Here is a 21,935-nt window from a genome sequence, read left to right as displayed (position 1 = left end):
GCATCAGAGCGGGCAGCCAACCCATGCATCTCCATGACACCAGAAGGGTTCGCGCACCCCGCCATTGTTCGGCCGCCGGAACGGTGCTGCCGAACAATGCTCCAGCCGCTGAACTCGGTGATGTGAACAGCGCGGCCTGCCTTCCCGCGCCGGCATCTGCCTCACGACAACGCAACGAACATCTCACCGAAGAGGACGCTGCCCACGCATGGAATCCCCACCCCGCGTCCCCGCCTCACCGGCGCGTTCGCCATCCGTTGCATCGCGATTACTGGATGCCATGGCGACGGCAGGTCCGTCGCGGTTGGGCTGGCTGGACGCGTTGCGCGGCATCGCCTCACTCGTCGTGGTCTTCGACCACTCGTCGTACACGTTCATGGCGGACTTCCGGCGGGAGTTGATGCCGCAGTTCAACACCAGCCGGTACGGCATCATGGTGTTCTTCCTGGTGAGCGGCTACATCATTCCCGCGTCGCTGGAGCGCCGGGGCTGCGTCCGGACGTTCTGGATCGGACGGATCTTCCGCGTGTACCCGCTGTGGGCGGCTGTCGTCACCGTGCTCCTTGCCGTCAACCTCTTGGGCATTGCGGAGCTGCGTGACGTCGGTCAGCAGAGCGTGGCCGCCGTGGCTGTCGCCCACGCCACCATGCTCCAGGAGTTACTGGGGACACCCAATCTCCTGCTCATCCTGTGGACGCTCTCGTACGAGATGGCCTTCTATCTGCTGGTCGTCGCGCTCTTCACGGTCCGCCTGCACCAGCGGTCGGCGGGCGTCGCCGTCACCCTGGCCGTGCTGGCCGCCGTGAGCGTGGCGGCAGGGGTCACGCTGCCTGCCTCCGCCCTGTCCGACCTGGTCGGCACGGGCCCGCTGATCGGACTCGCCTCGGGCGCCCTGGTGGTCGCGATCTGCTGTGCGAGCTCCGGGTCACCCGCGCTTCGCGTGTTCGGCGGAGTGCTGGGCGGGGTACTGGCGCTCGTCCTGGTCCCGCTCAATGGCACGGTCCCGCTGTGGGAGGGGCTGGTGATCCTCGCCGTGATGTTCCTCGGCACCGCCGTCCACCGTGCTGAGAACAGTCAGTGCACCTGGCGCTGGGCGGCCGGCACCGCCGTCATGGTTGTCGCCTGTGGCGTGGGGAGCGCGTACTGGTACGGCGACGACGACCACTTCACACGGCGCGGCTGGATCGTCGCATTCGTGCTGGCTGTACTCACCTTCGGCGCCGGACTGTTGTCGCGCCACCGGCGCATACCGCGGATGCTGACCGGCTTGGGAACGATCAGCTACTCGGTCTATCTGGTGCATCCGCTGCTGCTGACGGTGATCGACAGCACCATCGGCCGACGGCGGCAGGACAGTCTCGCACTCGAAGTGGCGTTCTTCACCGTGCTGCTGCCCCTGTGCCTGCTCACCCACCGTTATATCGAAGCGCCGGGCCAGACCTGGGGCCGCAGGTGGGCACGCCGCGTGCAGCCACCGTGACGAGCGCCTGTGTGGCACCACCCTTGCGGCGCCACACAGGCGAGGATCGCAATCAGGCAACTACTTACCGAAGTACGCGTCGTACACGGTCACCGACGACTTGTTGCCCTGCTTGTCGGTGATGTTGGCGCGGAAGGAGACGGACTTGTCCTTGGGTGGGTTCGTGATCGTGATGCGGTTGTTCTTCACCGGAGCTTTCCGCCAGGTGGCGCCCTTGTCGTAGGAGACGTACACCGCAAGCGACTTGAGGTTGTCGCCCGCTGCCGCGCCCTGGATCGTCACCGGTACGACCGACTGCCTGTCGGCGGGGGCCCGGCTTGTCAGGTCCGTCTTTGCTGTGAAGCGGGCTGTAGAGATGGGTAGTTGGGTGCGGGTTGTGGTCTTCGAAGAGCGGAACGTCCAGCTTGCATCGACGCGGGTTGACGTGGTGGCGACGGTCGGGGCCCTGCGGACCGACGTCGTCAGGCGATAGTCGGCCGCGTCGGACGGGACCGTGAAGCCCTCGCCGTTGCCGTCCAGGGCGTCTGAGTTCTCCGTGAGTTTGACGCCGTTGCGGTGGAGGGTTGTCCGGACCGACTCGTACCTCGTCCAGCCCGCATGCCCGTCGCCGTCCGCGTGCAGGGGAAGCTCGCCGGTGATCGTGTCGTCATCCCTGGAGATGCCCTCGGACGCACTCAGACGCGGGCCCAGTACGCCCGCGTTGAAGCGCGTCTCGTACGTGGCGCCGCCCTTGAAGGCTCGGGGCTCGTCGAAGGCGTAGTACGACTCGGCGGGGGCGGTGCCCTCCTCGTCCGGGGTGCCGTTCTGCTCGAAGGCGATGTCCCACTTGGTGTTGTCCAGCGCGGAGAGGTGGACGGTGCGGGTGCGGGGGAGGTCCTGTGCGTCGGTGATCGGGGAGATGCCGCCGAGTTCCGGGAAGTAGCCGGCCACGTAGAGGCGGCCCTGCTTGCCCGGTGCCGATGCGCCCACGCCGACCTTCAAGGTGGCGAGGTCGGCGGGGCGGAGGTGTTTGCGGTAACCAGTCGCGAGCTTCCGGGTGTTGCCGCCCAGCATGACGTCGTACTCGGTGTCGGTGCCCTTCTGCCACACGCCGATCCACTGCTGGTTCAGCGAGCCGGTGGTGACCTCCGGACCCAGGTGTGCCGTACGGAGGCTGTCGAACGTGTCGACGTCCACGCCGGTCTCGATGTTGTAGTCCTCACCCGCGTACCAGTACCTCGGCGCCACCCACGTCGGCTCGGCCGCGTTGTCCGGCACGGTGATGTCGACCGGCTTCGCCACGCGCGCGTCCGCCGTCACCGTCATCTCGCCGGTGACGTCCAGCCGCGGCTGGACCAGCCAGTCCGTGCCCGCACGGGAGTCCTCCGGGTCCTCGGAGATCGTGGTGTCGAAGAGGTAAGTTCCCTTCGGCAGGCGGACCTTGACGGTGCCGGACGCGTCGTGCGGTTCGCGGTAACTGCCCGCCCCGGCACCGGTGATCCCTGACAGGAACGACCAGTAGTCGGGCGTGGGCTGCCCGTCCCGGCCCACGAATTTCAGCGTCACGTCGTACGCCTCGGTCTCCCGCTTCACCACCGCGGCGGTGCGTACGGACTGGCCGTCTCCCGTCGCCACGACATACGCCGAATACGTGCCGTCCAGCGTCCCGCCCAGCCTCGTGTCCGTCGTCAGGTCCACGGAGGCCTTGCCGCCCGCCGGGACGGTCAGCGTTTTCGTCCCGAGCGTGAAGAAGCCGGCCGGGGCGGGGGCGCCCTTCGGGTCGGTCGCCGTCGCGGAGAGGCTCAGCGTGACGTCCGTCGTACCTAGATTCCGGTACGTGATCTCCTTCGCGGCCGGGGTGTCGTCGGTGTGCGGCCACTGCTGCTCGCCGAAGTTCACGGACACCGGCTCGGCGACCACCGTCTGTGCGAGGGCCCGGTCGACGGCAATGCGGCCCGAACCCTGTTGGTACGGCTGGTAGTTGGTGCCGCCGGTTGTCGAGGCGGTCAGTGCGCCTTTTAGCTCGGCGTACGTCCAGTCCGGGTGCCGTTGCTTCAGGATCGCGGCGGCGCCCGCCACATGCGGGGCCGCCATCGACGTACCGGAGATCGTCAGGTAGCCCTCCGGATTCTGGCCGACCTCCTGCTCGATGACGCTGCCGGGCGCCGCCGCGGCCGTGATGTCGACGCCGGGCGCGGTGACATCCGGCTTGATGCCGCCGTCACCGACGCGCGGGCCCCGGCTGGAGAACTCGGCGAGCTTGTCGTCGCCGTCCACCGCGCCCACGGTGAGCGCGGCCTCCGCACTGCCGGGGGAGCCGATGGTCTGCTCACCGAACTCGCCGTCGTTGCCCGCCGACACGGCGAAGAGGATGCCCTTGCCGGCGGAGAACTTGTCGACCGCCGTTTCCAGGGGGTCGAGGCCCGGGGCGTCGCCGCCGCCCAGGCTGAGGTTCACGACGTCGGCGCCCTGTTCGGCGGCCCACTCGATGCCTGCGAGGATGCCGGAGTCGTCACCGGAACCCTCGTCGTCGAGCACCTTGCCGTTCAGCAGCTCGGCACCGGGCGCGACGCCCTTGAAGGCCCCGGCCGACCTGGCGCCCGTACCGGCGGCGATGGACGCGACGTGCGTGCCGTGGCCGTACTTGTCGGTCGTGTCGGGGGACGGGGTGAAGTTCCTGGCGGCTACCACCTGGTCCTTGAGGTCCGGGTGGGTCGTGTCGACGCCCGTGTCGAGGACGGCGATCCGGACGCCCTTGCCGTCGTACCCGGACGCCCAGGCCTTGTCCGCGCCGATCTGCGGGACGGACTTGTCGAGGCTCGCTTTGCGGACGCCGTCCAGCCAGATGTGGGCGATGCCGGACGCGGCCCTTGTGTTGCCGCCCGGCGCGTCGGTGACCGCCGCCCACAGGCCGGCCGGGTCCCGGGTGGTGACGGCCTCGGCGTTCAGCGACTTCAGTGTCCGGCGGACCTCGGTGTTGTCCGCCGCGCGTACGTCGGCCTTCGCGGCCCTGGCCGCGCCCTGATAGCCGACGATCACTTTCAGGGCCCGCCCGTGGGAGGCGCGCACCGCCTTCCCGCCCAGCTCGGTGATGTCGAAGAGCCGCCGGTCGAGCTTCCCCGAGGCGATCAGACGCTGCGCGTCGGCCGGCACGACCAGCGTGTGGCCGGCCTCCGTGAGCGTACGGATCGCGATGTGTTCACGGCCCTCGGCGCGCTCGACGCCGAGGACCCGGCCCTTCGCGTCGACGGCGACACGGTCACCGGTGATGAGCGTGACGCGATGCGCTGCCGGTCCCTTTGTGGCCGAGCTCGCCCCGACCGTCGTGGCCCTTCCGGCCTCTCCGGCTGCCGTCGATCCGCCCGCCGACGCCGGGCCGGTCATGCCCGCCGTCAGCGCCACCGCGGCCGCTGCGGCGACCGTGGTGGCGTACGCCCTCTTCATCTGTCTGTTCACGTCTCCCCCTGGAGATGACAGCAGTTCCCCGCGAACTCAGCTCGCAAGGACGGAAGTTGGTACCTCTTCAGGGACGTGAGTGGTCAGGCGGACAGTTGAGTTCCGGGGGAAAAGTCCATCGCGCGTACCGCTCGGTCCCGGCCGGTGGTACCCGAGGCGGACCGGCTCTCGGCCCTCTCCATCGGACGACGGATGACCGGAAGGTGGATGACGGGAGACGGATGTGAGGAAGGACCGCCCCGCCTGCCGACTCCTAGGTCATTTCCGTGGGCTGGGCCAGACTGGGACCCGGACCCCGGACCAGAAGCGGGACCGGGAGCGGCAAGGAGGCGGGCGGGTGGCGCAGGCAGGGCCGTCGAGGCAGGAGCTGATCCAGCAGGGCAACCGTGCCGGATTCGTCGGCCGGGACACCGAACGGGCCGTGTTCCTGCGGAACTTCGACCTCCGGCCCGGCGACCCCGGACAGCGCTTCCGCTTCCACGTGCACGGCACCGCAGGCGTCGGAAAGACCTTCCTGGTACAGGAGTTGCAGCACCTGGCACGCGAACGCGGTGCGCTCACGGCGTACGTCGACGAGCATGCCGGAAGCGTCCCGGAGGCGCTGTCGGAGATCTGCGAGCAATTCGCCTACCAGGGACGGCGGTTGAAGGACCTGGAGCGGCGGCTGACCGCGTACCGGCAACGGCGGCACGAGGCGGAGGCGGCCGCCCTCGCCGCGCTCGCCGGCGGCCCCGCACCGGAGCCGGAGACGGCGTCGGCCGGCAGCAGGGCCGCGGTCGGGCTGGGCCTCGCCGCCGTGGAGGCCACCCTGCCGGGCGGGAGTCTCCTGACGAGCGCCTTCCAGGCGGACCGGCTCGCGCTGGGCGCCGACCACCTGCGGGCCGGCCTCGGCGCCCGCTTCCGCAACCCCGACGACATCGAACTCGTGACGTCACCCGAGAAGGTGCTCACGCCGATCCTGCTCCGCGAACTGCGCGCTGCCGCCGCCGCTTCCTCCTCCGCCTCCGAGTGGATCGTCCTGTTCTTCGACACGTACGAGCGGACAGGCCTGTATCTGGACCCGTGGCTGCACGAGATGATCACGCGCGGCACGGTGGACGGCGGGCTGCCCGCCACCGTCGTCGTGGTCACCGCCGGACAGCGACCGCTGGACCCCGCCCGCTGGCGCGGCCTGGACCCGGTCGAGGACGTGCCGCTCGCGCCGTTCACCGAGACCGAGTCGCGCAGGCTGCTCGCCGGGAAGGGCGTCGTGGCCGAGCCGGTCGTCGAGGAGGTGCTGCGCCTCACGGGCGGTCTGCCCGTCCTCGTGTCGACGCTCGCGAACAAGCGCCCCGGCGACGCGGACGCCGTGAGCGACCCGAGCGCCGACGCCGTGGAACTGTTCCTGAGGTCGGAACCGGACGTCCGCCGCAAGGTCGCCGGGATCTGCGCCCTGCCCCGGTGGCTCGACGCGGACGTTTTCCGGGTCCTGGTCGTCGACCGCCCGGACGACGAACTGGACGCGCTGTACGAGTGGTTGACCGGGCTGCCGTTCGTCGGCGAACGCGGCGAGCGGGTGCAGTACCACGACGTCGTACGGGCACCGATGCTGCGCAGGGAGCGACGCAGGTCCCCGCGCGAGTGGGCCGGGCGGCACCGGCGGCTGGCGGAGGCGTTCGCCCGGTGGGGCAACGACGTCGGGGCCGGCCGGGAGCCCGAGGACCTGTGGGAGGACGAGGAGTGGCGCGGGCTGCGCCTGGAGGAGACGTACCACCTGCTCTGCGCCCGGCCGCCCACGGCTCTCGGTGAGGCACTGCGGTCGCTGGTCCTGACCTGCCGTGAGGACGCGGTCGCCGGCCGTCGCTGGGCGCGGATGCTGGCGGAGGCGGGCGACGCGACGGACAACGCGGCCCTGCGGGAGTGGGGCCGGGAGCTGGGCGAGGCGCTCGCGGACGACGAGACCGGGGTGGCGGGAGCGATGGCCCTGCTCCTGGCCCGGCCGGGACTGGACACCGGCGGCCGGGCGGCGGCGCACACACTGCGGGGCAGGGAGCTGCGCCACGGCGGGGAGTACGGGCGGGCACTGGAGGAGTACGCCCGGGCACTCGAACTCGATCCGGAGCTGGCCTGGGCCCACTACGGCCGCGGCTTCACCCACCGGCTGATGAACGACCTCCCGGCCGCGCTGGCCGCCTTCGACCGGGCGGACGAACTGGCCCCCGACACCGGGTGGATCATCTCCGAGCGCGCCGAGACCTATCGGCTCTCGGCCCGTTTCGAGGAGGCCGTCGCGGATTTCGACCGTGCCGTCGCCCTCGACCCGACCAATGACGAGGCCCTGACCGGGCGAGCTGTGTGCCGACAGGTTCTCGGGCGGTACGACGAGGCGCTCGCCGACTTCGACCGTGCGCTGAGCATCGACGGGGAGTACGTGTGGGCGCTGGTGCGGAGGGCTCGGCTGCGCCGGGACAGAGGGGAGCCGGACGAGGCGTTCGCCGACTTCGACCGCGCGGTCGCGCTCGCGCCCGACGAGGCATGGGTCGCGTCCGAGCGGGGTGACGCCTACCGGCACGTCGACCGGTACGAGGAGGCCGTCACCGAGCTCGGCCGGGCCGTCTCCCTCGAACCGGACTACGCCTCGGCCCTGGCCAGTCGCGGTCAGGCCCTCCACGAACTGGGCAGGTACGAGGAGGCGTTGGCCGACCTGGACAGGGCGGTCGAGTTGGAGCCCGACTACTCCTGGGCGCTGGTCATGCGGTCCCGCACGAAGGACGAACTGGGCGACCGGGCAGGCATGTTCGAGGACCTGCGGCGAGCCGTGGACACGGATCCCGACGTCGACTGGATCAGTCACGAACTGGGCGTGGAGTACCGCAACGCGGGCAGGCACGAGGAGGCGGTCACCGTCTTCCACCGCATACTCGAACGCAGCCCGGACGACCACGTCACACTGGCCGGTCTCGGCGGGACCTACCGCGTCATGAAGGACTACCCGGAGGCCCTCCGCCACCTGGACCGCGCCCTGGAGCTGAACCCGGACCACGGATGGGCCTGCGCCTCACGCGCCCGGGTCGGCCTGGCGACCGGCCGGACCGAGCGGGCGCTGGCCGACCTGGACCGGTGCGTCGAACTGGGGACGGAGGAGAACTGGGCACGCCGTGAGGCCGTGGAGCTGCTGATGCTGTGCGACCGCTGGGACGAGGTGAGGGCCCGCCTGGCCGACGCCGACCGGGCGCCGACGCCCGACGACGACCTGGACGACCTCCGCGTCGAGGCACACCGGCACGCGGGGCGGTGGACCGAGGCCCGGCAACTGGCCGAGCGGATGCGGGAGGCGGAGCCGGTTCCAGGCGTCTTCCAACTGGCCGTGACCGTCAGCAGATCCGAAGGACTGCCGGCCGCGGAAGCCCTCTGGCTGGAGCTGGCCCGGATGATCGAGGAGGGCGGCGGCCTGGACGAGCCGGAGCGCGCCCAGGGCCGCTGTTTCGTCGCCTGCGCCCTCGCGGACTGGCCCGCCGCCGACCGAGGACTGACCGACTTCCTGGCCATGACCCCCGGCTGGAACGATCTGGCGAACCTGGCCGCCATCCTCACCGACGTACTGGAGAGCCCCGGCTCGGACCGAGACCGCCTCACCGCCCTACTGGCAGAGGTCACAACGGCCCGCGACGAGATCCGAACCCGCCACGCCCAATGACGGACGACGGAGCCGCGCCCCGTCAGGGGCGCGGGGAACCGCGCGACCAGCCCCCACCGGCCCGCAGCCATCGAACAACGCCCCCCGCCACCCACCCCGTCCGCGGAGCGGAACTAGCCCTCGGCACCCGAGCCGGACGAACCCCCGGCCCGCTCCACCGGCAGGTGAATCACCACCAGCACGACCCCGCTCAACAAAAAGACCCGCATCGCCGCATCGAGCCCGTTCCAGTCCTCCGACTGCCACATCGCGAACCACTCGCCACCGATGGCGAGAAACCCGGCCCCGAAGAGCAGCATCAGCATCAGCAGCCCGAGCGTGGACGTCCGCCGCGCCCGGAGATGATCGTGGCGAAGCCACTGGAACGTGCCCAGGATCAGGACGAGCGCCGCGATCGTCTCCCAGACGATGATCGCTATGTACGCGGCGTCCTGGAGCCCCTTGGACTCGACGGCCCGCCACATCAGGTCGTCGTCCTTGAAGGTGGTGTCCATGGCCAGGACGTGCTGGACGAACTGCTGGTTGGTGCCGAAGTCGGTGATGTTCCCGAACGCCACGAGCGTGATGTAGAGCGCGACCGTGCCGGTGAGCAGGGTCGCGGTGAGCGGAAGCGCGCGTGCTGCGGCCATTCTTCAAGTCCCCTTTCGCGTAGGTGTGTTGGTCAACCGCGAGGGACCTGTGTGTATGCCGCGCGGCGGGTCACCGCAAGCGGTCGACGTACCGGTCCGTACCCGGCACCGTCGGAATGAAGGGCGCCACCAACTCGACGCGCCCCAGCCCTGTTTCGGCCACGGGATCGTCCAGCCCCGTGAAGTACGGATCCCAGCACTCCCGCGGATCCGCCTCCAGGAACCACAGCAGCGTCAGCCGCGTATCGACGCCCTCGACCTGTTTCACGTACGTCATGCGGTCGCCGGGGAGCGGGGTCGGGCGGAAGACCGTGACCATGGCGGCGGGGGAGCCGGCGAGGCGTTCGGGCAGGTGGCGGGAGCGCAGCCACTCCAGCAACTCGGCCCGCCGGTCGGGTGATTCGGCGTCGACGACCTCCACCACCAGGCCCGCGTACGGGTGGTCCAGCGCGTGGAAGTCGCGCGGTCCGGCGGCCCCGTCCCGGTACACCGTCGCCTCGTGGTCCTGGAACGCGGTGAAGACGTGTGTGCGGTCCTGGTAGACCCGGCCGTCCCGGTTCAGCCGTTTGTTGATGCCGACGGTCCACTTCATGTGGTCGTCGTAGCGGCCGTCGGTGACCCAGTACGTCGAGATGTAGCAGCCGGCGGTGACCGGCTGGGCGACCGCCGACTTCTCGGGGTAGCGCAGGAGTTGGAGGTCGCGGGTGGCCACCCAGCGACGGCCCGTGTACATCCAGGGCATCGCCATCGCGCCCGCGTAGTAGTGGTCGTCCTCGTACCAGCGGTTGTACGCGTACTCGTGCCCCGGATGCGGCTCCACCATCGTGATCAGGGCGTGGCCGGGGTGGACGCCGTACGGGCCGACGGCGGCCAGTTCCGCGTACACCTCGCTACGGGTGTCGTTCGGCGTGTCATCGAGCATGGCACTCCCCTTCCTTCCTCGTCCGGCCTTCCTTCCTCCTCCGGACGGACCTACTCTGACGGACCGTCAGATCAACCGCCAGAGCCGGGAGGCCTGCAATGTCACTGCTCCAGGGCAAGACCGTCGTCGTCTCGGGGGTCGGGGCCGGGCTCGGTCACCAGGTCGCGGCGGCCGTCGTGCGGGACGGCGGGAACGCCGTGCTCGGTGCCCGCACCGAGGCCAATCTCGCCAAGTCCGCCGCCGAACTCGACCCGGACGGCGCGCACACGGCGTACCGGGCCACCGACATCACCGACGAGGGCCAGTGCGAGGCGCTCGCCGCGCTCGCGAAGGAGCGGTTCGGGCGGGTCGACGCCGTCGTCCATGTGGCCGCCTGGGACAGCTACTTCGGCGGTCTGGAGGACGCCGACTTCGCCACCTGGCAGTCCGTCCTCGACGTGAACCTGCTCGGCACCCTGCGGATGACCCGCGCCTGTCTGCCCGCGCTGAAGGAGCGCGGCGGATCGGTGGTCGTCATCGGCACGCAGTCGTCCGTCGCCGCCCCGTCCCAGGTGCGGCAGGCCGCGTACGCGGCCTCGAAGGGCGCGCTGACCAGCGCGATGTACTCCATGGCCCGGGAGCTGGGCCCGCACCGGATCCGGGTGAACACCGTGCTGCCGGGCTGGATGTGGGGGCCGCCCGTGGAGGCGTACGTGCAGTTCACCGCGCATACCGAGGGCGTGCCGGAGGCTGAAGTACTGGAGCGGCTCACCTCGCGGATGGCGCTGCCGGAGCTGGCCACGGACTCGGACGTGGCGGACGCGGCGGCGTTCCTGGCGTCGGACCGGGCGCGCGCGATCACCGGGCAGTCGTTGCTGGTCAATGCGGGAGAACTGATGCGGTAGCCCCATCCGACCTCGTTCATGGACATGAACCGAGGTCAGTGAGCAGAACTATTTTACCTCCTCTTGGCGGTACGGGCTGTTGTCGGAGTCATGCCATCGAACCCACGATGAGCGGGCGTCACACGACCCTGGGAGGGGGCATATGAACGGTCTCGACTGGGCCGTGCTCATCGGCTACTTCGGTGTGATGGTCGCGATCGGTGTCTGGTCCCACAAACGGGTCGACAACGTCAGCGACTTCTTCACGGCCGGCGGCAAGATGCCGTGGTGGCTGTCGGGCATCTCCCACCACATGTCCGGCTACAGCGCGGTGATGTTCACCGGCTACGCCGCCATCGCCTACACGTACGGCGTCACGTCCTATGTCACCTGGTCCTTCCCCATCGCCATCGGCATCGCGATCGGCGCGAAGCTGTTCGCGCCCCGGCTCAACCGGGTGCGCTCACGGCTGCACGTGGCCTCGCCGCTGGAGTACCTGAAGAACCGCTACAACCTGCCCACCCAGCAGGCGCTCGCCTGGTCCGGTGTGCTGCTGAAGATCGTGGACGTGGGCGCCAAGTGGGCCGCCATCGCGACCCTGTTGTCCGTCTTCACCGGTGTCTCGCTCAACATGGGCATCCTGATCACCGGTGCCGTCACGGCCGTCTACTGCACGGTCGGCGGGCTCTGGGCCGACGCGCTCACCGAACTGGGCCAGTTCATCATCCAGTTCATCGCCGGTATCGCGATGCTCGTCGCCGTCATGGCCGAGCTCAACGGCTTCAGCACGCTGTGGAGCGTCTGGGACGAGCCCGCGCTCGACGGCCACACCAAGCCGCTGGCCGGCCCGTACATGATGGTCTTCCTGATCGCCTATCTCTTCATCAAGACCTTCGAGTACAACGGCGGTATGTGGAACCAGGCCCAGCGCTACATGGCCACGGACTCCGCGAAGTCCGCGACGCGGTCGGCCACCCTGTCCGCCGTCCTGTGGCTGGTCTGGCCGCTCGTGCTGTTCTTCCCCATGTGGGTCGCACCGCTGATCATCAAGACGGACGTGCCGGCCGACTCGTACGCGCTCATGGCCGAACAGCTGCTGCCGCACGGGCTGTTGGGGCTGGTCATCGTCGGGTTCTTCTCCCACACGATGGCGATGTGCTCGTCCGACGCCAACGCGATCGCGGCCGTCGTCACGCGCGACATCATGCCCGCCGTCTCGCACAAGGTGCGCGAGTGGGACACCCGGATGGGGCTGCTGGCCGCGCGCTGGGCCACGCTGCTCTTCCTCGGCCTCTCGATGGCCATCGCGACGCAGGTCAACTCCGGCTTCTTCGACGACATCATCACCGTCGTCATCAAGTGGGTCGCCGGTCTGATGGGCCCGATCGCGATCCCGCTGATGCTGGGCCTGCTGCCGTGGTTCCGCAAGAGCGGTCCGACGGCCGCGCTGATCAGCTGGGGGCTCGGCCTGTTCACCTTCTGGCTGGTCAACTACCCGATCAGCTGGAACGTCGACGGCGGCGTACCCCTGCAGTACCAGGTGTCGATCCCGCTCGCGGTCTCGCTCGTCCTCTACATCCTCATCGGATACGTGAAACCGGAGGACACCCCGGAACGCGACGCCCTCATCGCGAAGATCAACAACGACGACGACGGCTCGACGTCCGCGTCGGTCCCGGCTCCCGCGGGGGCGACCGGCAGGGAGTGAGTGCCGCACGACAGGGCCGAAGTGTGCATGAGACAAGGGGCGACCGCTCCGACAGGAGCGGTCGCCCTTCGCACTGACTGACCGTCAACTCCCCGGCGTCTCACCGATCCTGTCGACGACTCCGGTGGCGAGCAGCGCGCTCCGGTCGGAGCCGAGGTAGGTGAGGGACTCCTCGTCGAAGACCCAGACGTGGCGCTCGCCGCGCTCCTCGAAGCTCAGACCGATGCCGGACCGGCCGGCGTGGTCCTCGGCGTTCTCGACCACCGAGACGCCCGGGATCCGCGCAGCGGCGCGGTACAGCGCGGCGCCCGCCTCGGGGAGGAGCGTCGCCTGGTCGAGCATCCCGCCGATCCTCTCCAGCGCCTGGCCCGGCCGGTCCCCGCCGCCCGCGTCGGCGTAGATCTTCCTGAGCAGCGCGTCGGGATCGGTGGGCAGCGCCTCCACCTCGCGGAGCGTGATGACGTTCGGGTCGACGCCGAGCCTCATGTCCCTCGTGCCCCTGGTCATCCCCTGGAGCGGGTCGCGCGGGCCCTTCTTCACACCGTTCAGGAAGGTGATCCTGGCAAGTCCCTCGCGCTTGCCGTCGACAGCGGTCCAGCGCTTCTCGCGGAAGTGCCGGACGTCCTTGTCCGTGATCCTCACGGAGCCCTGGGTGCGTACGTAGACGTACTGGTCGTCGCGGGCTGCCACGGGCTCCCGCGCGGCGGCGACGGTGGCAATGCGGTTGAGGAGGTCGACGGCCTCCTGGTCGGTGGAGGGGGTTCCGGATCCTCCGAACCCGAGAACGACGGCGGCCACCACGACGGCCGTGGCGACGGGTACGGCGATCAGCGCGAACCGGCGACGGGCGGCGCGTTTCGGCCGCTCGTCGGCCGTCGCGACGTCCGGGGCGAGCTCCTGCCCGTCCGGGGCGAGCTTCAGCACGTCCGTGGTGAGTTCCAGCATCAGATGGTCCTTCATCAGGTCATGGCGGTCGCTCGGCAGGACCGGCTCACCCGGGCTCGGCAGCAGCCTCGCCAGTTCCTCGCGTTCTTCGGGCCTCATCGGTGCTTCTCCTGTCTCGACCGGGCCGCTTGGGGGCGGCCGATGGGGACCTGTCCGGTACGGGGAGGGCGTCCCGGATTCTCTTCCGGGTCTCCGCCCGGCTCCGGCCGGAGACCGTCGCCGACCGGCCCCGGCGGGTCCCCCTTCGGCTCCGGCAGGTCCGTCCTCGGCGCCGGTCCGCGGGCCAGCTCCGCCTCCGCCAGGCGCCGCAGCCGCTGCCGGGCCCGGGAGAGCCGCGACCGTACGGTGCTGGCCGGCACCCCGAGGGCCTCACCGGCGGCCGCGTAGGTCAGCCCCGACCAGACGCACAGCGCGAACACCTCGCGCTCGGATCTGCGCAGCTGTTTGAGCGCGGCCCGTGCGGCCGCGACCCGCTCGGCGTCCTCCATGCGCACGACGAGTTCGTCCGCGAAGTCCGGCACGCTCTCGCGGTCCGCCGTGAGCCCGTGGAGGCGGCCGAGCGCCGCGCTGTGCCGCCGGGCGGTCCGTCGAGTGTTGCGCAGCACGTTGGTGGCGATGCCGTAGAGCCAGGGCCGCAGCCCGTCGCCCCCGGGGGGATCGGGATCGGCCGGCGCGTCCTCCTCCGGGGGCCCCGCGTCGGGTCTGAGCCTCTCCCGCAGGCGCCACGCCTCCAGGAAGGTCAGCGAGACCACGTCCTCCGCGGTGGTCCGGTCCGCGGTCAGGCGGGCGGTGTGGCTGTAGACGGCCCGGGCGTGTGCGGTGAACAGTTCGGTGAACGCCTGCGGGTCACCGGCCCGTATGCGGGCGCGTAGGGAAAGTTCCACGACCAGGCCTGTCCGCCCGGCATTCGTCGTCTCTATGACGCCGGTCACATGGGTGTCGGTGGGCGGTGGTCAGCCCGCCGGGACCGGAGTTGCGCCCGCCAGTGCCGCGTAGCCGCGTGGGTAGCGGGCCAGCCAGCCCGGTGAGGAGCCCGCCGGGCCGTGCAGGGCCGGGCCCTGGGTCATCTCCATCGCGAAGTCGTCGGCGAGGACGAGCATGGTCGGGCGGCCCTCCAGCTCGGCCAGCCAGGACGGCGGCAGGGCCGTCTCGCCGTGGAGCGAGCCGAGCAGGGCGCCCGTGAGCGCGCCGGCGGCCGCCGAGTCGCCGCCGTGGTTCACCGACAGGCAGAGACCGTGGCGGGTGTCCTCGCCCACCAGGGCGCAGTAGACGGCGACCGAGAGCAGCCCCTCCGCCGAACCGCCCCCGGCCAGGTCCTCGACCCGGGCCGGAGTGGGCATGCCCTGCCGTACGGCCCCCAGGGCCTGTTGCAGCGCGTCCGAGACGGGCTGGTGTCCCGGGCGCGCGGCCAGCAGCTGCAAGGCCCGCTGGACGGCCGCGTCGAGGCTCTCACCGCGCGCCAGACCGTGCACGACGACGGCGTACGCCCCCGCCGACAGGTAGGCCGTCGGATGCCCGTGGGTCTGTGCCGCGCACTCCACCGCGAGCTGCATCACCAGCTGCGGCTCCCACCCGACGAGCAGGCCGAAGGGCGCGGAGCGTACCGCTGCCTCGGGGCCCCGCTCCTCGGGGTTCTTGGGGGCGTCCAGCGTCCCCATCATCTCGTCGCCCAGCCCCACCAGACAGGCGCGCGCGGGCTCACGCCGGGCGTACAGCCACTCCTCGCGGGCCAGCCAGCCGTCCTCCTTGCGCCGCTCGTCCGGACCCCAGTCGCGCTGTGTGGCGGCCCAGCGCAGATATGCCCGGTGCAGGTCCGTCGGCGGGTGCCAGGCTCCCGTGTCCCGGCGCACCTGGGCCCGTATCAGGCCGTCCATGGAGAACAGTGTCAGCTGGGTGAGGTGGGAGACCGCCCCGCGTCTGCCGTGGCCGAAGGCCAGATCGGTGAGCCCCTGAGCCCCGTGCGCCTCGCGGATCCCCTCCATCGAGCGATCCGCGACGGGCGAGCCCAGCGCGTCTCCGACGGCCGCGCCGAGGAGCGTGCCACGCACCCGGCTGCGGAAGTCCTGCTGTTCGGCACGGCCCCAGACGGCACCGGCTGTCGCACCCACCGAGGCCTCCTACAGATCCCGATCCGATCCCGTGCCGATTCCGTCGGTACGGCCGACAGTCCAGCACTGTAATCGAACGGGAACGGTCGGTTGAAGGTCGGAGCGGTTTGCGAACAGTGGGGGAGCTGATCACCTTTGGAGGTCTTGAAAGACGGGAAGTCCGGAAAAGGGCCGAGCCCCCTCGGCCAGGACGGCGGGCCGGACGAGAGGGCTCTTTCGTGGTGCTTGTGCAGTTGTTGATGCAGTTGTTCGGAACAGTTGTTGATCCACTACTTGTCGGTGCTCTTGCCGCGTTGGTGCTCGTGCCGCGCGAGGCATCCGGTGGTGGGGTCAGACGGTGCCCCGGCTCACCTCTGCCACGAAGGCGTTCCACGAGCCGGCCGCGAAGGCCAGCGTCGGGCCCTCGTGGACCTTGGAGTCGCGGACGGCCAGCGCCGTCAGGACGGGGGACTTGACCTCGACGCACGCGCCGTTGCCCTGGGAGTACGAGGACTTCGTCCACGTATCCGTGGCGCCTTGCTTGATTGCCATTTTCGCTCCGGTAGCCAGTTGCTGAGTTGCTGTCACCGCACTGCGGGTTCGTTCCGGAACCCACGGTTCGGATTGCGCCAAGGTTGTTGCTTCTTGGCGTGATCGACGCTACTCGCCAACATCGGCGTACGAAGCGACTATTCACTCGACCGGGTGGCATATACCAGTGGAGTCTTCCGCTGAGATACCGCGAGGGTGTATTGTCCGGCGCCCTCTCGCCGGGGGTGGTGGAAATCGACCCAACACCGCCTCGCGCGCCGCCCGGTGACGACCTGTCCCACCCGGTGACGCGCTGTCTCAGGACACCGCCTCGGTGGCGTAGTCCTTGGCGACGTCCGCGATGAACTCCCGGGACTGGTCGGCGTTCAGGGCCTGCGCCCGCAGGTGCTCGTACATGACGCTGTACTTCTGGACGTCGTTCGCCTTCTCCAGGTACAGGTCGCTGGTGACGCCCTCGATGTAGACCACGCTGGAGTCGGCCGCGTCCGGGAACTCCAGGATCGCGTACTGCCCGCTGACCCCGGGATGGGCGCCCATGGTGAACGGGATGACCTGGACCGTCACATGCGGCACGTGGGACATCTCGACGAGATGCTCCAACTGCTCGATCATCACCTGCTTGTTGCCCACGGTCCGGCGCAGCGCGGCCTCGTCGAGCACGGCCCACAGCCGCAGCGGGTTCTCCAGGTCGGAGATACGTTCCTGTCGCCGCAGCCGTACCTGTACGCGCTTCTCGATGTCGCCGGGAGCCGCCTCCGGGAGCGCGCCCTGGATCAGGGACTCGGCGTACGGACGGGTCTGCAGCAGGCCCGGGACGACCAGCGGGTCGTACACGCGCAGGCTCGCCGCGTCCGTCTCCAGACCGATGTAGACGCTGTACGGGATGTCGCCGAAGGAGTGCCACCAGCCCTGCTGGCGCGAGTCCTTGGCCATCTGCATCAGCGAATCGACGATCCGGACGTCCTCGACCTCGTACACCCCGCACAGATCGCGGACGTCGCGCTGGCTGATGCTGCGCCGCCCGTTCTCCAGGCGGCTGATCTTCGACTGCGAGACAAGCAGCCGCTCGGCCACTTCTTCTGCCGTCATGCCCTTGAGCTCGCGGAGCCGGCGCAGCTCCTGGCCCAACCGGCGTCGCCTCACAGTGGGATTGACATTGGACGCCACGGGACGTGCACCTCCGGCTGCGTACTGTCTGTACTTTGCGTATCTGCTGTTGAGCAGATTGCCACCAAGGTGCTTGCTACCGCTGGGAAACAGCGGATATGCCGTGCGTACACGCCACTTGTCGCCACCTCACGCCACCTTGCGTGGAAGAGTGGTGAGAAGTGTGATGAGACGCGCGGTCGTACGTGGAGATACGGGACGTTGCGATACATGCGACTTGGTGGCACAAGGGATGACATGAGGACGACATGCGGACGCGCGGGGCGGCGGGCCGTGTCGTCGTCCGGACGTACGGCCCACCGCCCCGCGCGTCCCAGCGGCTCCCGGACCGGGTCTTGGGGACGTCGGTGCGGCGCTGACGTGCGTGACACGCGAGGCGTGCCGCGTGCTGCACGGCGGGTACTGCGGTTGTCGGGTCCTGCTGGTCCTACGGGTACTGCTGTGTCGCGGTCGTGCCGGCGGGTGCCGTGGGACTGCGGCTCAGTGAGCCACGGCACGCGCCATCGAACCGCGGCGCGGTTGCATCGGGACGCCCCTGGCGGGCTCCGGTGCGGGCCTGGCTCCGGGGGCGGCCTGACGGCCGGCCGGTGCCGGGCTGCGGCGTGGCTGAGCTGCCACACCGTTCTGGACGTCCATCACGGCGTGCGCCACGAGACCGCCCATAGGGTCGTGCCTGATCAGATCCCGGAGGCGGGAGCGCGACGAACGCCCTTCGTTCCCCGGGTAGAGGTGCTTGCCCAGGCCGACGGCGTGCGCCAGCGCGGCCAGCGCGGCGGTCCGCGGGTCCGGCGGTACGCCGGTGCGGATCGCGCTGTCCAGCCGGGCCCTGATCTCCCGGCTGATCTCCGTGTCCGTCGCCTGATAGCGAGTCGTCGGAAGCACCCCGCACATCTGTCCCGCCACGGCATGCACCATGCCGCACCGCTCCAGATGCGAGAGATAGGTCTGGCGCAGCCCCAGTCGGGGTCCGCCGATCCAGTTCACAGCGCGTACTGGAGCACCCCGCCTGCGGAGTAGTTCCAGCGCACAGTCCAAGGTCGGATCTCCGGTCGGCCGTGGTGCCACCACGGCGATACGATCCCCGTCTGGGGCTATCCGTCCGGCCAGCGCCAGCTCCACTAGCTGCGCTCCGGCCAGACCTAGGTCGAGCGACTGCGGCTGTGCGGTGGTACCCGTGGTCGGGTCCAGCGCCAGCAGCAGAAGCTCCTCCGGAAGTGTTCTGCGGCTCCTGCCCATCCATGCCTCCCCGCGTGGATGAATGACAGGGTGACCCCTCTCACATTGGTCTGTCGAGAGTGCGTGACCGGAATGTAGTGGAACCGATAGGTATGTCGTTCTCGTCTACCACGGGGGTTAAGCCCGCACACAGGACACTGGTACATGGTTCGGACACGGGATGTCCGGGCGTGTGTGCACTGCTTGGCGGGTTCATGGTTCGGTTGGCCGCACGGAGTTGTGGCACATGGAGGAGGCACCGGTGGCGGGCGAGTCCCCCGACAGGTCGAAGCAGCACGAGTCGTCGGCAGAACCGACGTCGGGGAGCAAGGCTCCGGTTCCGGATCCGCGGCTGGCGGTCGCCAGAGAGGCCGTGACGGCGGCTGCCCGGGTGGACACGGCCACGGCGGTGTTCTCGACGAAGCGCTCCGCGGGTTCGGCGGGGTCGGAGGGGTCCGCCGCCGGGAGTTCTCAGGGGAGTGACGGTTCTGCGGACCGTGAGTCCGCCGGGAAGGGCCCCGCCAAGGGCGCCGAGGGCGGTGACGCGCGTCTGCGGGACGTGGTGGCCGCGTGGGTCGCCACAGCGGACGACGAGGCGCCTGAGGGCGCCTCTGGCGCCGATGGCTCCGGTGACGCCGAAGTTTCCGGTGACGCCGACGGGGCCGACGGTCCGGAATCGGACACATCCGGTTCGGACGGTTCGGTGGGTTCGGCCGGGGGCGACGCGGAGGTTCCGGGCGGCGCCGAGGGTGCCGCCGGTGGCGGTGACTCGGATGACGAGGGTGAGTCCGGGGCGGGGAGCGGGTCGGCTGAGGCCGAGCCCGACGACTCGGAGACGGACGAAGACGCCGAGCCTGAGGGTGCCGCTGCCGAGGAGGCCCCGGCTGCGGATGACGCTCCCGCCGATGCCGACTCCGCCGCCGAGACCGACGGTGACGACGTCGGGTCCAACGAGGCGAAGGACCAGCCGGAAGCCGGTGCCGACGCGAAGGCGGACGCGGCGCCCGAGGCGGTCGGGTCCGACGAGTCCGAGGGCGAAGGTTCCGCCGACGGTGACGTCGACGCGAAGGCCGACGCCGTGCCTGAGGCTGACGCTGCCTCCGGCGTGGACGAACCCGCTGACGAAGTCTCCGGTGAGACCAAGGCTGACGCCGTGCCGGAGGCTGACGCTGTCTCCGGTGCGGGCGAATCCGCCGACGAGGTCCCCGGTGGGGCGAAGGCTGATGCCGTGCCCGCGGCCGATGCTGTCGCCCGTGCGGGCGAACCCGCCGACGAAGCCCTCGGTGAGGGCGGCGCCGATGCTGACGCGAAGGCTGCCTCCGGCTCCGACACGGACCAGTCCGACGCGGTAGCCGTCGGTGACGGTGACGCCGGATCGGATGCGGGCTCCGACGACGACCCCAAGCCCCCCGTCGACCAGCCCACCGCCATCTTCAAGATGCCGAAGCGTGCCGTGGATCAGCCCACCACCATGCTCAAGTGGGGCGGCGCCAAGCCGGGTGCCGCCGAGGCCGACGAGAAGCCCGGGACCGAAGCGGATTCCGGAGCCGATTCCGGGACGGACAAGGGCACGGCGACCGACCCCGGCAAGGGTGCCGAGCCCGGTAAGAGTGCTGAGCCCGGCAAGGGTGCCGACCGTGCCGCCGAGGGCAAGCCCGCTCCGGCCTGGGCCGCCAAGTCCTCCGCGCCCTCCGCCGAGCCGGAGTCCGAGCGCACCAGCAAATTCGTGGCCCTCAAGCCGCTCGACGAGCCCGCGCCGCCGAAAGCGAGGCCCCTCGCGCCGCCGTCGGTTCCGCCGGCCGCCGAGACGGCCGCAATCCCGCAGGTCGGCCCCGAGCGGACGACCCAGCAACCCCTGCCGCCGAAGCCCCCGTTGGACCTGCTGGCGGAGCTGACGAACACGCCGGCGCCCCGGCAGACCCCGGTGCGGACGATCGTGCGGCGGGTCAAGATCTGGACGCCGCTGGTGCTGCTGCTGGCCGTGGTGTTTGCAGTCGTACAGGCCGTACGCCCGCTGCCCACGCCCACGCTCGCGCTGACGGCCGACGAGTCGTACGCCTTCGAGGGGAACAAGGTCTCCCTCCCGTGGCCCGGCGAGGGCCAGGGCTGGATGGACGTGAACGGCATCGGCACGGTCGACAAGTTCGGCGAGCAGAAGCCGGTCGCCATCGGCTCGGTCGCCAAGGCCATGACGGCGTACGTGATCCTCAAGGAGCACCCGCTGAAGCCCGGCGAGGACGGCGCGAAGATCCCCGTCGACGCGAAGGCGGAGACGGAGGGCGGCTACGACGCGCAGAACGAGTCGACGCTCAACACCGTCAAGGAGGGTGACGTCCTCACCGAGAAGGACGCCCTCGCGGCCATCATGATCCCCTCCGCGAACAACATCGCGCGGCTGCTGGCCCGTTGGGACACGGGCGGTTCCGAGGAGGAGTTCGTCGAGAAGATGAACGCCGCAGCCAAGGACCTCGGGATGACCAACACGACGTACACCGACCCCTCGGGGCTGAAGGAGACCACCGTCTCCACCGCCGAGGACCAGGTGAAGCTCGGCAACCAGCTGGTGCGGATCCAGGCGCTGGTGGACATCACCAAGCTGCCGACCTGGGTGGACCCGTCGGGCAAGAAGTGGGACAACTACAACCGCCTCGTGCCGTACAACAACGCCATCGGCATCAAGACCGGCTCCACCACCAAGGCCGGCGGCAACCTGCTGTTCGCCGCCACCCAGGAGGTCGGCGGTGAGAACGTCATCGTCGTCGGCGCGGTCCTCGGCCAGCACAAGCCGCCGATCATCGACACGGTGAACGCGGTCAGCAAGGAGGCGATGATCGCCGCCCAGGAGGCGCTGACCTCGCGGAAGATCCTGAAGAAGGGTGACGTCGTGGGGTACGTGGACGACGGGCTCGGCGGTCGCACGCCGGTCGTCGCCACGAAGGACGTCTCCGCGGTGGGCTGGGCCGGACAGACCGTCAAGCTGAAGCTGGGCGAGGACGGCACGGCCATCCCGCACGAGGCCAAGGCGGGAACCAAGGTCGGCTCCCTGAGCGTCGGTGACGGCACGAGCGGCAACGCGGTCGAGGTGCCGGTCGCGCTCCAGTCGGACCTCGTCGAACCGGGCTACGGGTCCAAGCTCACCAGGGTGAGCTGACGGGACGTACGCAACCGCGGCGGCTTGGGGGCGTAATGCCCCCAAGCCGTGCCGAAACGGTTGCACCCCGCCGACGGAGTACCGCCCCGGCGCTCTGGGCCGGGG

Annotated in this window: 14 protein-coding genes; 5 read left to right on the top strand and 9 right to left on the bottom strand. The window is 70.2% G+C overall.

The features are described from left to right. Positions 1 to 280 precede the first annotated feature (280 nt). Positions 281 to 1,480: an acyltransferase family protein gene (locus QF035_RS23165; protein WP_307522434.1), complete on the top strand. Its 1,200-nt coding sequence runs from the start codon at positions 281 to 283 to the stop codon at positions 1,478 to 1,480. Between the two features lie 60 nt (positions 1,481 to 1,540). On the opposite strand, the gene QF035_RS23160 is transcribed toward QF035_RS23165, so the two are convergent. Then, positions 1,541 to 4,903 carry a S8 family serine peptidase gene (locus QF035_RS23160; protein WP_307531356.1) on the bottom strand — a complete coding sequence of 1,121 codons (3,363 nt, stop codon included), beginning with the start codon at positions 4,901 to 4,903 and terminating at the stop codon, positions 1,541 to 1,543. Between the two features lie 349 nt (positions 4,904 to 5,252). Between QF035_RS23160 and QF035_RS23155 the strand changes: the two genes are divergently transcribed. Then, positions 5,253 to 8,591 carry a tetratricopeptide repeat protein gene (locus QF035_RS23155; protein WP_307522432.1) on the top strand — a complete coding sequence of 1,113 codons (3,339 nt, stop codon included), beginning with the start codon at positions 5,253 to 5,255 and terminating at the stop codon, positions 8,589 to 8,591. 113 nt (positions 8,592 to 8,704) lie between these two features. On the opposite strand, the gene QF035_RS23150 is transcribed toward QF035_RS23155, so the two are convergent. Further along, positions 8,705 to 9,220: a DUF2165 domain-containing protein gene (locus QF035_RS23150; protein WP_055615881.1), complete on the bottom strand. Its 516-nt coding sequence runs from the start codon at positions 9,218 to 9,220 to the stop codon at positions 8,705 to 8,707. Between the two features lie 70 nt (positions 9,221 to 9,290). Then, on the bottom strand, positions 9,291 to 10,142 hold the full coding sequence (locus QF035_RS23145) for a hypothetical protein (protein ID WP_307522431.1): 852 nt from the start codon (positions 10,140 to 10,142) through the stop codon (positions 9,291 to 9,293). Positions 10,143 to 10,240: 98 nt separating this feature from the next. Here QF035_RS23145 and QF035_RS23140 point away from each other — a divergent pair, with 98 nt between their 5' ends. Both QF035_RS23140 and QF035_RS23135 read left to right on the top strand, forming a co-directional pair. Further along, positions 10,241 to 11,026 (top strand): SDR family oxidoreductase, encoded by a 786-nt coding sequence (locus QF035_RS23140; protein WP_307522430.1) that lies wholly within the window; start codon positions 10,241 to 10,243, stop codon positions 11,024 to 11,026. 142 nt (positions 11,027 to 11,168) lie between these two features. Then, positions 11,169 to 12,713, top strand: coding sequence for a sodium:solute symporter family protein (locus QF035_RS23135; protein ID WP_307522428.1), 1,545 nt, complete (start codon positions 11,169 to 11,171; stop codon positions 12,711 to 12,713). Positions 12,714 to 12,797: 84 nt separating this feature from the next. On the opposite strand, the gene QF035_RS23130 is transcribed toward QF035_RS23135, so the two are convergent. From QF035_RS23130 to QF035_RS23105, 6 genes are all read right to left on the bottom strand, one after another. Then, complete coding sequence (locus QF035_RS23130; protein WP_307522427.1) at positions 12,798 to 13,757, bottom strand: CU044_5270 family protein; 960 nt, start codon at positions 13,755 to 13,757, stop codon at positions 12,798 to 12,800. Beyond that, positions 13,754 to 14,542, bottom strand: a complete 789-nt coding sequence (locus QF035_RS23125; protein ID WP_307531355.1) for an RNA polymerase sigma factor — start codon at positions 14,540 to 14,542, stop codon at positions 13,754 to 13,756. Before QF035_RS23125 ends, QF035_RS23130 begins: the two co-directional genes overlap by 4 nt. 69 nt (positions 14,543 to 14,611) lie before the next feature. Beyond that, on the bottom strand, positions 14,612 to 15,766 hold the full coding sequence (locus QF035_RS23120; RefSeq protein WP_307522426.1) for an ADP-ribosylglycohydrolase family protein: 1,155 nt from the start codon (positions 15,764 to 15,766) through the stop codon (positions 14,612 to 14,614). A gap of 330 nt (positions 15,767 to 16,096) precedes the next feature. Then, on the bottom strand, positions 16,097 to 16,297 hold the full coding sequence (locus QF035_RS23115; protein ID WP_055615876.1) for a DUF397 domain-containing protein: 201 nt from the start codon (positions 16,295 to 16,297) through the stop codon (positions 16,097 to 16,099). Positions 16,298 to 16,594: 297 nt separating this feature from the next. Further along, positions 16,595 to 17,464 carry a helix-turn-helix domain-containing protein gene (locus QF035_RS23110; protein WP_055615875.1) on the bottom strand — a complete coding sequence of 290 codons (870 nt, stop codon included), beginning with the start codon at positions 17,462 to 17,464 and terminating at the stop codon, positions 16,595 to 16,597. A gap of 480 nt (positions 17,465 to 17,944) precedes the next feature. Next, positions 17,945 to 18,700 carry a GOLPH3/VPS74 family protein gene (locus QF035_RS23105; protein WP_055615874.1) on the bottom strand — a complete coding sequence of 252 codons (756 nt, stop codon included), beginning with the start codon at positions 18,698 to 18,700 and terminating at the stop codon, positions 17,945 to 17,947. A 226-nt stretch (positions 18,701 to 18,926) separates the two neighbouring features. Here QF035_RS23105 and QF035_RS23100 point away from each other — a divergent pair, with 226 nt between their 5' ends. Beyond that, positions 18,927 to 21,830, top strand: coding sequence for a D-alanyl-D-alanine carboxypeptidase (locus QF035_RS23100; protein ID WP_307522424.1), 2,904 nt, complete (start codon positions 18,927 to 18,929; stop codon positions 21,828 to 21,830). Positions 21,831 to 21,935: the final 105 nt, after the last annotated feature.

Source organism: Streptomyces umbrinus (genome assembly GCF_030817415.1).
Classification (GTDB): domain Bacteria; phylum Actinomycetota; class Actinomycetes; order Streptomycetales; family Streptomycetaceae; genus Streptomyces; species Streptomyces umbrinus_A.
The sequence above is the reverse complement of the archived record's forward strand: the minus strand, read 5'-3'. Positions and strand labels throughout refer to the sequence as shown.

What these genes read in the sequence shown, in the direction of transcription:
- QF035_RS23165 (WP_307522434.1), top strand. Translation starts at nt 281, where the DNA reads ATGGCGACGGCAGGTCCGTCGCGGTTGGGCTGGCTGGACGCGTTGCGC.
- QF035_RS23160 (WP_307531356.1), bottom strand. Translation starts at nt 4,903, where the DNA reads ATGAAGAGGGCGTACGCCACCACGGTCGCCGCAGCGGCCGCGGTGGCG.
- QF035_RS23150 (WP_055615881.1), bottom strand. Translation starts at nt 9,220, where the DNA reads ATGGCCGCAGCACGCGCGCTTCCGCTCACCGCGACCCTGCTCACCGGC.
- QF035_RS23145 (WP_307522431.1), bottom strand. Translation starts at nt 10,142, where the DNA reads ATGCTCGATGACACGCCGAACGACACCCGTAGCGAGGTGTACGCGGAA.
- QF035_RS23140 (WP_307522430.1), top strand. Translation starts at nt 10,241, where the DNA reads ATGTCACTGCTCCAGGGCAAGACCGTCGTCGTCTCGGGGGTCGGGGCC.
- QF035_RS23135 (WP_307522428.1), top strand. Translation starts at nt 11,169, where the DNA reads ATGAACGGTCTCGACTGGGCCGTGCTCATCGGCTACTTCGGTGTGATG.
- QF035_RS23130 (WP_307522427.1), bottom strand. Translation starts at nt 13,757, where the DNA reads ATGAGGCCCGAAGAACGCGAGGAACTGGCGAGGCTGCTGCCGAGCCCG.
- QF035_RS23115 (WP_055615876.1), bottom strand. Translation starts at nt 16,297, where the DNA reads ATGGCAATCAAGCAAGGCGCCACGGATACGTGGACGAAGTCCTCGTAC.
- QF035_RS23105 (WP_055615874.1), bottom strand. Translation starts at nt 18,700, where the DNA reads ATGGGCAGGAGCCGCAGAACACTTCCGGAGGAGCTTCTGCTGCTGGCG.
- QF035_RS23100 (WP_307522424.1), top strand. Translation starts at nt 18,927, where the DNA reads ATGGAGGAGGCACCGGTGGCGGGCGAGTCCCCCGACAGGTCGAAGCAG.